This window comes from Odoribacter laneus YIT 12061, assembly GCF_000243215.1.
In the GTDB taxonomy this organism is placed as follows: Bacteria; Bacteroidota; Bacteroidia; order Bacteroidales; family Marinifilaceae; genus Culturomica; species Culturomica lanea.
The window spans coordinates 2,336,151-2,347,514 of sequence record NZ_JH594596.1 but is presented as its reverse complement, the minus strand read 5'-3'; the positions used below and the strand labels follow the sequence as shown (position 1 = coordinate 2,347,514).

The 11,364-nt window shown below is 41.7% G+C and carries 10 protein-coding genes and 1 tRNA gene; 5 read left to right on the top strand and 6 right to left on the bottom strand.

Annotated features, from left to right (window positions below; translation table 11 throughout):
- On the bottom strand, positions 1 to 1,014 hold the full coding sequence (murB, locus tag HMPREF9449_RS09815) for a UDP-N-acetylmuramate dehydrogenase (RefSeq protein WP_009137104.1): 1,014 nt from the start codon (positions 1,012 to 1,014) through the stop codon (positions 1 to 3).
- Between the two features lie 92 nt (positions 1,015 to 1,106).
- Here murB and HMPREF9449_RS09810 point away from each other — a divergent pair, with 92 nt between their 5' ends.
- From HMPREF9449_RS09810 to HMPREF9449_RS09790, 5 genes are all read left to right on the top strand, one after another.
- Complete coding sequence (locus HMPREF9449_RS09810) at positions 1,107 to 2,486, top strand: methyltransferase RsmF C-terminal domain-like protein (protein ID WP_009137103.1); 1,380 nt, start codon at positions 1,107 to 1,109, stop codon at positions 2,484 to 2,486.
- A 17-nt stretch (positions 2,487 to 2,503) separates the two neighbouring features.
- On the top strand, positions 2,504 to 3,373 hold the full coding sequence (gene prmA, locus HMPREF9449_RS09805; RefSeq protein WP_009137102.1) for a 50S ribosomal protein L11 methyltransferase: 870 nt from the start codon (positions 2,504 to 2,506) through the stop codon (positions 3,371 to 3,373).
- A 128-nt stretch (positions 3,374 to 3,501) separates the two neighbouring features.
- Positions 3,502 to 4,836, top strand: coding sequence for an aspartate kinase (locus HMPREF9449_RS09800; protein WP_009137101.1), 1,335 nt, complete (start codon positions 3,502 to 3,504; stop codon positions 4,834 to 4,836).
- Positions 4,837 to 4,846: 10 nt separating this feature from the next.
- A complete protein-coding gene (lysA, locus tag HMPREF9449_RS09795) occupies positions 4,847 to 5,998 on the top strand; it encodes a diaminopimelate decarboxylase (protein WP_009137100.1) in 1,152 nt (383 codons plus the stop codon).
- A gap of 219 nt (positions 5,999 to 6,217) precedes the next feature.
- A tRNA-Trp gene (locus HMPREF9449_RS09790) sits at positions 6,218 to 6,290 on the top strand.
- Between the two features lie 43 nt (positions 6,291 to 6,333).
- Here the strand turns inward: HMPREF9449_RS09790 and HMPREF9449_RS09785 are convergent.
- The 5 genes from HMPREF9449_RS09785 to HMPREF9449_RS09765 form a co-directional block, all read right to left on the bottom strand.
- Entirely contained in the window at positions 6,334 to 8,430 is a 2,097-nt protein-coding gene (locus HMPREF9449_RS09785) for an alpha-L-fucosidase (protein ID WP_009137099.1), read from the bottom strand.
- A 95-nt stretch (positions 8,431 to 8,525) separates the two neighbouring features.
- Positions 8,526 to 9,143, bottom strand: a complete 618-nt coding sequence (locus HMPREF9449_RS09780) for an outer membrane beta-barrel protein (RefSeq protein ID WP_009137098.1) — start codon at positions 9,141 to 9,143, stop codon at positions 8,526 to 8,528.
- Between the two features lie 89 nt (positions 9,144 to 9,232).
- Positions 9,233 to 9,910: a DUF4136 domain-containing protein gene (locus HMPREF9449_RS09775; protein WP_009137097.1), complete on the bottom strand. Its 678-nt coding sequence runs from the start codon at positions 9,908 to 9,910 to the stop codon at positions 9,233 to 9,235.
- Between the two features lie 194 nt (positions 9,911 to 10,104).
- A complete protein-coding gene (locus HMPREF9449_RS09770) occupies positions 10,105 to 10,497 on the bottom strand; it encodes an ExbD/TolR family protein (protein ID WP_040611331.1) in 393 nt (130 codons plus the stop codon).
- 23 nt (positions 10,498 to 10,520) lie between these two features.
- Entirely contained in the window at positions 10,521 to 11,195 is a 675-nt protein-coding gene (locus HMPREF9449_RS09765) for a MotA/TolQ/ExbB proton channel family protein (RefSeq protein ID WP_009137095.1), read from the bottom strand.
- Between the last annotated feature and the right edge of the window lie 169 nt (positions 11,196 to 11,364).

Sequence of the window (11,364 nt, the reverse complement as noted above, 5' to 3'; positions counted from 1 at the left end):
TCAAATGATATTTACCTCCGGTTCTATCCATACATTGAATTTCATAAAAACGCTTTTTTTAATTTCATTTGCCAGGCGGACAATGTCCAGTCCTGTTGCATTTCCCCGGTTTACTAAGACGAGTGCCTGTTTTTCGTATACGCCGGCTTTCCCCAGATTTTTTCCTTTCCAGCCGGTTTGTTCAATCAGCCAACCGGCTGCCAATTTGGAATAGGATTCGTTTACGGTGTACAAGGGCATATCCGGGTATTGCGATTTCAGTTGTAAAGCCAGGGAGGAGGCGATGACAGGATTTTTAAAAAAACTGCCGGCATTGGGTAAGTCACAAACATCGGGTAATTTCGAGTTCCGGATGTTTATGACTGCCTGGCGGATATTTTGTAAACTATATCTGTCTCCCAGACGCTTCAGTTCTTCTTTTATACTTCCATATTCCAGTTTGGGACGGGCTTGTTTACTTAACTCAAAAACCACATAAGTAATCAGGAATTTGTTTTTCCATTCTTTTTTAAAGATACTATCCCGATAGCCGAACCGGCAATTGGTTGCTGGAATTTGTACTTTTATGCCTTTCTCTATATCGATGGCCTCGACGATAGTAATGCAATCTCCAGCTTCTGTACCGTAAGCTCCCACATTCTGTACGGGGGCAGCTCCTACATGTCCGGGGATAAGGGATAGATTTTCCACTCCCCATAAATTGTGGGCTACTGTCCAAGCGACAAAATCATCCCAGTTGACTCCGGCTCCAGCTCTTACACTCGTTTTTTCCGCGTTTTCCGATAGGATTTCGATTCCTTGCATAAACGGATAAAGTACGGTGCCATCGAAATCTTCTGTGAAAAGAAAATTACTTCCCCTCCCCAATAAGATGATCTCTTCCGGCTTTAATTCGTATTCCCGGATAAAGTCAATGAACTCTGCTTCTTTTTCACTTTCTACAAAATATTTGCATTTTACGTCGACGTCGAAAGTGTTATAGGGACGGAGACTGAAATTTTTTTCTATTCTCATTTTGATTCTAAACTAGCTAAAGCCTTTTCTTTTTTCGTTTTTGATGTCGGGCTTTATTATATTTGCAGCAAATATAAGAATATCTCCGGACAATGAACAATTTGCCTTCAGCTTTCACCCAACGTATGCATCGTCTTTTACAGACAGAGACGGACAGATTTTTGGATGTCCTGCAAAAGGCAGCCCCCGTGAGTATCCGCTTTAATACGGCGAAATTGGCGCCGGCGGGTGTGCGTTGTTCCGCATGGGAAGGAATGCGGCCCGTCAAATGGTGCCCGGAAGGTTTGTATTTGGACAAGCGGCCGCTGTTTACTTTAGATCCCTATTTACATGGGGGAGGCTATTATGTACAGGAGGCTTCTTCCATGTTTTTGAGTTATATATTAAAGCAATTGCTAAAGGGGGAAGCGGTAAGAGTATTGGATCTCTGCGCTGCTCCGGGAGGAAAATCTACTTTATTGGCTTCTCAGCTTCCCGATGGAAGTTTACTGGTTTCAAATGAAGTGATTCGTTCGAGAGCGGTTATCCTGAAAGAAAATCTCATTAAATGGGGAAGGGATCATGTCGTTATCACTCAGAATGATCCTGCCGATTTTAAGAAGCTGAATCAAGCTTTCGATTTGATATTGGTGGATGCTCCTTGTTCCGGGGAAGGCATGTTTCGTAAAGATCGGGAGGCGATAGAAGAATGGAGCGAAGCTAATCTTCACCTATGCCGCGAAAGACAAAAAAGGATCATTAGCGATATTTGGGATTCTTTAAAGCCGGGAGGTTATTTCATTTATAGTACTTGTACCTATAATCCCGAAGAAAATGAAAGAATTGTCGAATGGATACAGGAAAAATGGGGAGCCGAAAGTATAAAAATTGAACACCCCTTTCCTGAAATTACGGCTGCCGAAACCCCGTTATACGGGTATCGGTTTTATCCTCATAAAGTGGAGGGAGAAGGTTTTTTTATCAGTGTTTTGCGGAAAAACGAAGCTTCCGGAGGGGGTGGCTGGAAAGCTAAAAAAACACGTCTTTCCTCTCCCCTACGGTTACCGGAAGAATTGACGGCTTTGTTACCTGATGTAGCGACATTGGCGATACGGAATGAAGATTCCCGTATCCTTATTTTGCCAGCTTCACAAGACGATTTTGTCTATGCCCTCCAACAATCTCTTCGGGTGATTTATAAGGGGTGTGAAGTGGCAGAACTGATTCATCAGAAGGTAAAACGATTACCTCCCTTGGCTTTGTATGCTCGTTTGAATTTATCAAATTGCCTGCGGGACGAGGTGGATTTAGAGACGGCCCTCCGGTTCCTGAAAAAGGAAGAAATACCCGTTTCTGCCAAAGCGGGAGAATGGATACTTATTACTTATGGAGGAATTGGATTGGGGTGGGGAAAGAGTTTAGGAAACCGCTTGAATAATTATTATCCTAAGGAATGGCGGATTCGCATGGAACTTCCCGGCGAAAAGATTTAACTTTTAAATGATGGAAGATGGACTATACAGCGATAAATTTTAACATTACTCCTTTTTCGGAAGAAATAGCCGATATACTGATTGCCACGATGAGTAGTATCGGATATGAAGGATTTCAATATACCGATACAGGCTTTACAGCTTATATCACTTGTGAACAATTTGAGGAAGAGAGAATTCAGAAACTGGAAATTCTTCAGTCATTAGCTGTTGATTATCAGATTGATTGGAATTTTTACGTACTGCAAGATCGGGATTGGAACCTGGAGTGGGAAAAGAATTTTACTCCTATCGTCGTAGATAACCGAATTTTGATCCGGGCCGGGTTTCATCCGACTATTCCCGGTATAGATTACGATATTATCATTGAACCTAAAATGAGTTTCGGGACCGGTCATCATCCGACAACTACCCTTATGTTGGAAACTTTACTGGATTTTTCCGGACAAATGAAAGGTAAAAGAGTTTTGGATATGGGATGCGGAACCGGAATCCTTTCTATTCTGGCAGCAAAGCTTGGGGCTAGTACTGTTACCGGAATTGATATAGACGAATGGTCCTATCGAAATGCCAGAGAAAATATTGAAAATAATCAGCTTCAAAATATTCAGATTAAAATCGGAAATGCCGGCTTGTTGGAAAAGGAAAAAGAATTTGATTTTATCCTGGCTAATATCAACCGGAATATTCTTCTAACCGATATGCCTTTTTATGAGCGTTGTCTGAAAGACGGCGGTATCTTGATCATGAGCGGATTCTATACAAAGGATTTACCTTCCATCCGCCAAAAAGCAGCAGAACTGGGTATGACCTATGGGGATCAGAAAATGAAACAGAATTGGGTGGCTGTATCTTTTACAAAGAATAAACAATTTGTTGAATTATAAACAAAGTATTGTTTATTAAAACAATTTGTAAGATATTTGCCCATGCAAAAATCTTCGTGAGAATGTCTGGAATAAGTTATTCCGGAGGATCGGATTATGCCAGCTAAATAATTATAATAAAAAACAAAATGAAAGTTTTAAAATTTGGGGGAACCTCTGTAGGTAGTGCAGAAAGAATTCGGGCAGTGGCTCATCTAATAGATGATGGTCAGCCTAAAATTGTGGTACTTTCGGCCATGTCGGGTACGACAAATACGTTAATCGAAATGGCAAATTGTCTGTATCGGGATGAGAAACAGAAGGCCATCGATATTCTTCAGAACCTGGAGTTAAATTATTATATTGTGATCAGTGAGCTATACGCGACAGAACCTTCTATCCATAAGGCGACAGAATTTATTCAGACTGTTTTTACTTATTTACGTTCTTTTGTCAATAAGGATTTTTATCCTTTGCAGGAGAAGGCTGTCGTGGCTCAGGGCGAAATTATTTCTACGACATTGATGTATTATTATTTACAGGAATGTGGTATTCCTTCTTCTTTGATGTCGGCTTTAAATTATATGCGTATTGATAAAGACGGGGAACCGGATTATTTTTATATAGAGCAAAATTTAAAACGGGAATTGTCTCAGCCGGATGTTCAGCCGCTTATTATTACTCAGGGTTTTATATGCCGGAATGCTTACGGGGAAATTGATAATTTGAAACGGGGAGGGAGTGATTATTCGGCGGCTTTGGTCGGAGCGGCATTAAGGGCAGAGGAGATTCAGATTTGGACGGATATTGATGGGGTTCACAACAATGATCCTCGTTTTGTGGAGAAAACCCGGGCGATTCGGCAGTTGTCTTTTGATGAAGCTGCGGAATTAGCTTATTTCGGTGCGAAAATTCTTCATCCCTCCAGTATACAACCGGCAAAAAAAGAGAATATTCCGGTGCGTTTAAAGAATACGCTTCATCCGGAAGATGAAGGTACTTTGATTACAAAGGAAAGTCCTGTCGAGAATGTAAAGGCTGTTGCGGCAAAGGATGGTATCACAGCCATCAATGTCAAATCGACGAATATGCTTTTAGCCTATGGTTTTTTAAGAAAGGTTTTTGAAGTCTTTGAAGCCTGGAAAACGCCGATTGATATGATTGCAACTTCAGAGGTGGCTGTTTCGTTGACTATTGATTGTACAGATCATTTGGAGAATATTTTAAAAGACCTGGAAAAATTCGGGACGATTGAAGTGGATACGGATCTTTCCATTATATGTATTGTGGGGGCCTTTGCTGCCGGTAAAACAGGGCTTGGAGCGAGGGTATTAAACGCTCTTACGGACGTCCCTTTGCGGATGATTTCTTACGGAGGGAGTGAGCATAATATTTCACTTCTTGTCAAACGGGAAGATAAGCAAAAAGCTTTGGTAGACCTGAGTCATAAATTATTGGATATAGAATCTGAAAGTATGTTTTGAATTTACGACTATGAAAGAGATAACACATTTGACAAATTTACCTACCCCTTGTTATTATTATAATATAGAACTGCTTCAGAAAACACTGGAGAAAGTGAAAGCTGAAGTCGCTAAATATCCTTTATTTCACGTACATTATGCGGTAAAGGCAAATGCTAATCCTGTTTTGCTTAAATTGATCAGTGCATCGGGATTGGGTGCGGATTGTGTCAGCGGAAATGAGGTCGGCCGGGCCGTTGAATGCGGTTTTGCTCCGGACCAAATCGTTTATGCCGGAGTGGGTAAAAACGATGAGGAAATACGGGTTGCTTTAAATGCAGATATTTTTTGTTTCAACAGTGAATCTTTACCGGAAATCCGTGTCATTGATGAAATTGCTGCTGCTTGCGGAAAAAAAGCAAGGATAGCTTTAAGGGTAAATCCCAATGTGGATGCTCATACGCATCATTATATTACGACAGGCATAGAGGAAAATAAGTTCGGTATTTACCTGTATGATTTAGAGCATGTGATAGAGGAGAGCCGGATGTTGCCGAATGTAGAACTGATCGGTTTGCACTTTCATATCGGTTCGCAAATAACTGATATGGGGGTTTTCAGAAGTCTTTGCTTGAAGGTAAATGAAATACAGCAAAAGCTGAAGAGAAAGGGAATCGTTTTTCCGCATATCAATTTCGGAGGTGGTTTGGGGATTGATTATAACCACCCCTATGGAGAACCTATTGCTGATTTTGAAAATTATTTTGCGACGTTTGCTAAGTTTTTTGAGGCGGAGCCTTATCAGCAGGTGCATTTTGAATTGGGACGCTCTATTATTGCTCATTGCGGGGATATGATTTCCAAGGTGCTTTATGTCAAAGAGGGAAGGAATAAAAAGTTTGTCATTCTGGATGCAGGAATGAATGATTTATTACGCCCCGCCCTTTATCAGGCTTTTCATAAAATTGAAAATATAAGTTCGGATAAACCGGAAGAAAAGTATGATGTGGTCGGGCCTATTTGTGAGTCGGCAGATTGTTTTGGGAAGGATGTGAGCTTGAAGGGAACAGCCCGGGGAGATCTGATTGTAATTCATTCTGCAGGAGCATACGGAGAAGCAATGGCATCTCAGTATAATTTACGGGATTTGCCTGCAACCTTTTTTTCTGTTCCGCAACATTAATCCGGGAGATTTTGCAGGATGCGATAGGGGGAAAGGGGGTAAACGTACTTTATGCTCCTTAGGAAAATAAGATACGGGAGTTTTAGTTCCGTTAAGCTGTTTGTAGGAGGACGTTTCACTTGTACATTTTTACTTTTGAATATTTGAATTTTTAGGCGTTTAAATCTAAACGAAAAATTGCATTATTGGGAAAGTTTTCTTTCCTTTGCACCGCAAAATACGGAAGTAGCTCAGTTGGTAGAGTACCGGTCTCCAAAACCGGCTGTCGGGGGTTCGAGCCCCTCCTTCCGTGCTTTTGAGGTCATCTGGTGTATAGCCAGATGATTTTTTTTGACCTATTCTTCTGTCAGTACCGTAAATTCCCCAATGCCGGCTTTTTGACCTCCGCTGATTGTCCGGGCGACAAATCGGATTCGTTGTCCGTTTGTAGGCGGAAAGGAAATTTGTTGTTCAATGGGGTTGTGTACGATATTGGAAAATTCTCCGGCGGCAACCAGTTGATCTTCTACATAAAATTCGTAATGAGTAATGACTCCCCCGCCCCATCTTCTTTGATCGGGGGTATAGGTAAAACCGTTGAGCCGGTATTTTTTGCCGAGGTCGATATGAATTTCTTGTTTTGCCTTTGCGGGCAAATAGAAAGCGGTATAGGCATCTCCATCAAACATCAGTTTGCTGCGTTTTGTCAGTTCCTGGAGGAGCGTTTTGTCGTTTCCTGCCAATTGCCGGCTATTGAGAAGGTGAAAATGATTTCTTGGAATGTCGAATTGGCGACAGGATAAGGGGCTTTGCTGTCCGTTTTGCGGAGAATAAGCTATTGCTTTTATGGTTCCTTTGCTGTTTAGTTTAAAAGGATGAGCCGGGTCGTATAGAGTGGAAGAGGGGGTGGGTAGAGAATGATCGGTTGTATAATAAATCCGGGTTTCCGGATCTCCGCTTTGTATAAGAATGGTGTTATCGGCTTGGCGGGATATGACCGGTTCGGTAAGAAGAGGAGGTGCCAGATAAGCTTCTACATTATTAATACACAGCGGTCCCCGGGAACGGGTAAAATGTATACGGATTTTCTCCGCTTCAGTCGTTTGGCAACGTATAATGCGTTTATAGCCGATAGTCGTCATGGAATCGGTCGTTTCCAGAGGATACCATTGTCCTTGCTGAAAATAGTCGATTTGAAAAGCGATTATCCGTTGTCCCAGCGGAATATACTCCTGTAGGAGAAGTCGGTTGAAGGTTTGTTTTTGAGGGAAGAAAAGCGTAAGGGTATTGTGGTGAATACTATCGTCGGTAGCCCAGTAAGTATCCCAATCTCCGTCGGTCGTATGAGAGGGGGCGTATTTCCGGGAATTTCCCCTTGTATTCTGTGCTTCGGCTTTTGCGTGTTTCAGTAAATTCTGATTTAATTCTGCTGCAAGGGTTTGTCTCCATTCCAAGGCTCGGGCGGAATCGAGAGGATGTATTTTACCGTTTAGGCCGACTGGAAAATTCAGTAAAAAATTTGCATTTCGTCCGACACTTCGGTAATAGAGGTCCACGAGGTGAGCGAGGGTTTTTACCTGATGATCTTCGCGGGCATGATAAAACCAACCGGGACGAATAGAAACGTCGCATTCTCCGGGTGTCCAGCGTTTCGCTTTGGGCATACCGTGTATCAATTCTGCCGGGTATTTTTGAGCCGCCTCGTCATACAAGCTCCAGTTTGTTTCTCCGGCCCATCCTTCTTCATTCCCGATCCAGCGGATATCGGGACAGGTACCGCCGAATATAACAGCTTGGGGCTGTAATTTTTGAATGGTCCGGCGAGCTTCTTCATATTTGTAGTAGGTACGCGCATCGATATTCCGCTTTTCCGAATGGCCTCCGTACCAACCATCTCCTCCATTGGCTCCGTCAAACCAGTATTCGAAGATTTCTCCGTAATTGCTAAGTAATTCTTGCATTTGATTGTGGAAATATTCGACATAAGCAGGACGACCGTAATCGGCATGGTTACGATCCCAGGGAGAAAGATAAATCCCGAATTTCAGCCCGTATTTCCGGCAGGCGTCCGATAACTCTTTTACCAGATCCCCCCGGCCTTGTTTCCAAGGGGAGTTTTTAACGCTGTAATCTGTGTATTGAGAGGGCCAAAGGCAAAAACCATCGTGGTGTTTAGCGGTCAACATAACCCCTTTTAATCCTGCGGCTTTTATAATACGCACCCATTGTTCACAATCGAGTTCCGTCGGGTTAAAGGTCGAGGCCGGTGTATTTCCGTATCCCCATTCCAGATCGTTGAATGTGTTCAGCCCGAAATGTACAAAAGCGTATGTCTCCAGTTTTTGCCATTCGATTTGGTGGGAAGTCGGGAGGGGTAAAATAGGGGTGGGGGGCGGCGTCTGATCACAGGCGCTAAACAGAAAGAGAGCCGATAATAAAAATAATTTATGCATATTAAAAAATATTAATATGCAAATATGCTAGTTTGAAACGAGATTTTAAAGAAGGGATATAAAAAATTCCGGCTGATTGCCGGAATTTTTATGTTTTATTGAGCTCCCATCAGGATAAGACCGATATTGAAAGTAAAGCTTTGGAATTCGGGGACTCTCCCGTGTGCGGCTCTTGTGCCATAACTGTAGCGGGCTCCGAAATTTAGAGCAATCTGGTCGCTGAGCGGTACATACATACCGATTTCTGGGGCAAAACTGAATTGCCATCTGGAAATGGTAGAGGAATATTGTCCTACTTCCAGCCGTTTTTCTGTCCAGCGGGTACCTACTCCCAAGCCGACAAACGGACGAACAGAAGTTGTATTGTCTGTAAAATAATAACGTCCGATGGCCATCAGGGGAACAGTGTTGATATAACGATATTGGTTACCCGTTATGGTGTAAATATTGTTGTTTCCTTGAAAGCGGAAATCATTGGTGTGATGATCCAGGTTATGGTAAAATACATTCCAGCCAATGGCTCCACCAATGGAAAAATAATCTCCTAAAAATTGATGATATTCGAGATCGGCACCTCTGAAACTACCTTTGTCGGTAAAGTCTTTGATATCGCCGAGGGGCACACTTATCTGATAGTTGAGATTAAGCATCTGAGCTTTTAATAGTGGACTCAGCCCAAATAACAGGATTGCGATTACTAATATTTTTTTCATACTCAATCGTTTTTTTATATCTTAAATATTGAATGTCAGTTATTAATCTTATGGGATCGCGATAACTTTGCGGGTTGTCAGCAATCCTTTTATTTGCCTAAGTAAGGTGACTGGATAAAACATTGTCTGATTTGTGTTTCAGCCCGTTGAAGTATATAGTCGGTCGAACCGGCAATAATGCCGTCTGCGATGCCACTCCATAGTACGGGTATTTTATTACTGGATTCCGTTACATTCGACGGGTCAAGCATATCGATTACAATGGAACCGGAACGGTAAGAATAGAGGTCTATGCTACCCCAGGGATAGTAAGGACCGAAACTCGGCCAGTTCCAACCCGGATAATATCCCCAGCCAAACCAATCCCAGCCTGGATACCAACCCCAATAGTTATACCAGTTGTTGTATACAAAGTAATAATTTACATTGGAAAAAGCTGAAACAGTCACAATAAAGTCGGGTTTATCCGTTTCAGAACCCTGAATTCTTTGATAACCTAAAGCATTAAATTCGGATTCAACCAATTGCAGAATGGCTTGATCGAACTGATGGCCACCGTTAATTTCATCGTTTTTGCTTACGAAATAAACAATGGTATCAGGCATAGAGTAGGTGGTGAGACCGGCAAAAAAGCTAGCATCTTTGTCCCGGTCGTAGGTTGTCATAGCAACGTCGTAATCTTCCGTATTGTCGGCTCCTTCAGGATAACAGGATACCAATAGTTGCGCAAACAATCCGATCAGTAGTAAAAATAGTAAACGTCTCATACTTAGTTTGTTTTTAGTTTAACATTCTTTTATTATCATCTGCGTGCGAGATTTTTTTATAAATCATTTTTAATAATATGGGGGTATACGTCAACGATTTTAAATGGTTGCACTTATTTTTTTACGCTTGATGAGGAAAAAAAACAAAAGGATTGTGAATAAAAGAAAGGAAGAGAGAAGCGAATGTTAAAATTTTACTCAGGCTCTGTCGCCAAAATGGATTTATAACCGTGCGTTTTGGCAATGTTCATAATGCGGACTACGTATTCAATGGGTACCGATTTTTCCGCCTGAATATTGATACAAGGGTCTGCAGAATTTTTGAGTTCACTGACGATTTTACTTTCCAGCATGGAAAAAGGAGTGACTTTGGCATTGAAATAATAAACCAGATTTTTATCGATAGAAACCGTTACCGATTGCTGACTGGGAAGCTGATTGGTACTTTTGGGTAATAGAAGTTTTAAGGCGTTCGGATTTACTAAAGTAGAAGTGACCAGAAAAAAAATCAACAAGAGAAATACAATGTCCGTCATCGAAGACATGTTAAAATGTGGATTTATTTTGCTTTTTCTCTGGATCGCCATAAGTCGTACTTTTGCTGGAGCTTTTATTTTTTTACCGCATATAAGGAATCGAGAAAGGCGGAAATGGAATTTTCCCAATCGTCGGTGGTCTTTTCGATCCGCCCTACTAAGAGGTTGTAACCGAAATAGGCAATAATACCGACAATCAGACCAGCAACAGTGGTGATCATTGCCGTATAAATACCTCTGGACAGCAAGGTTATATTGATGTTGTTACCGGCTAGCGACATATCGTAAAAAGCCTGCACCATACCGACTACCGTTCCTAGAAATCCAATCATCGGGGCGATTCCCGCAACTGTTGCTAATAAGGATAATCCCTTCTCCAGACCGGCAACTTCACTACTGGCGGTATTTTCCAGACTATTCCGTAGTTCCGGGACAGGAATATGGGAATAACGAATCCCTTTTTGTAGAATACGGGCTAAAGGACTGTCTTCTGCTTTGCATTCCTGTAATGCCGCCGCAGAATTTCCCGTTTCCATATAATGGATAATTTTCTCTGTAAAATCTTTAGGAGTTTTGCTGAGTTTGCGAAGAACGGAAATCCTTTCACATATAATATAAATACCTACAATGGATAAGAGGAAAATAGGGATCATTAACCAACCTCCCTTGACAATCAGACTCCATAAGCTCAGGTTCGCTTCGGGTAGCTGAGAGGTTACTGCTGTCGTCAGTAATAACATTATATTCATAGTTCCGGATTTTTCGTGTGCGAAGATAGTTGTTTTGAACCAAACAAAAAAACGATAGTATAAAAAGCGATGGAATAAAATCCGTTTCCTGACAGTTGCGGAGAACTATAACTAAAAGTTATGCCCGATAACTATTTTGATTCCCGTTATTTCGAAAAAATGTCATTCT

Excerpts from the sequence above, each read along its gene's own strand:
- murB (WP_009137104.1), bottom strand. The coding sequence starts at position 1,014 with ATGAGAATAGAAAAAAATTTCAGTCTCCGTCCCTATAACACTTTCGAC.
- HMPREF9449_RS09810 (WP_009137103.1), top strand. The coding sequence starts at position 1,107 with ATGAACAATTTGCCTTCAGCTTTCACCCAACGTATGCATCGTCTTTTA.
- prmA (WP_009137102.1), top strand. The coding sequence starts at position 2,504 with ATGGACTATACAGCGATAAATTTTAACATTACTCCTTTTTCGGAAGAA.
- HMPREF9449_RS09800 (WP_009137101.1), top strand. The coding sequence starts at position 3,502 with ATGAAAGTTTTAAAATTTGGGGGAACCTCTGTAGGTAGTGCAGAAAGA.
- lysA (WP_009137100.1), top strand. The coding sequence starts at position 4,847 with ATGAAAGAGATAACACATTTGACAAATTTACCTACCCCTTGTTATTAT.
- HMPREF9449_RS09785 (WP_009137099.1), bottom strand. The coding sequence starts at position 8,430 with ATGCATAAATTATTTTTATTATCGGCTCTCTTTCTGTTTAGCGCCTGT.
- HMPREF9449_RS09780 (WP_009137098.1), bottom strand. The coding sequence starts at position 9,143 with ATGAAAAAAATATTAGTAATCGCAATCCTGTTATTTGGGCTGAGTCCA.
- HMPREF9449_RS09775 (WP_009137097.1), bottom strand. The coding sequence starts at position 9,910 with ATGAGACGTTTACTATTTTTACTACTGATCGGATTGTTTGCGCAACTA.
- HMPREF9449_RS09770 (WP_040611331.1), bottom strand. The coding sequence starts at position 10,497 with ATGGCGATCCAGAGAAAAAGCAAAATAAATCCACATTTTAACATGTCT.
- HMPREF9449_RS09765 (WP_009137095.1), bottom strand. The coding sequence starts at position 11,195 with ATGAATATAATGTTATTACTGACGACAGCAGTAACCTCTCAGCTACCC.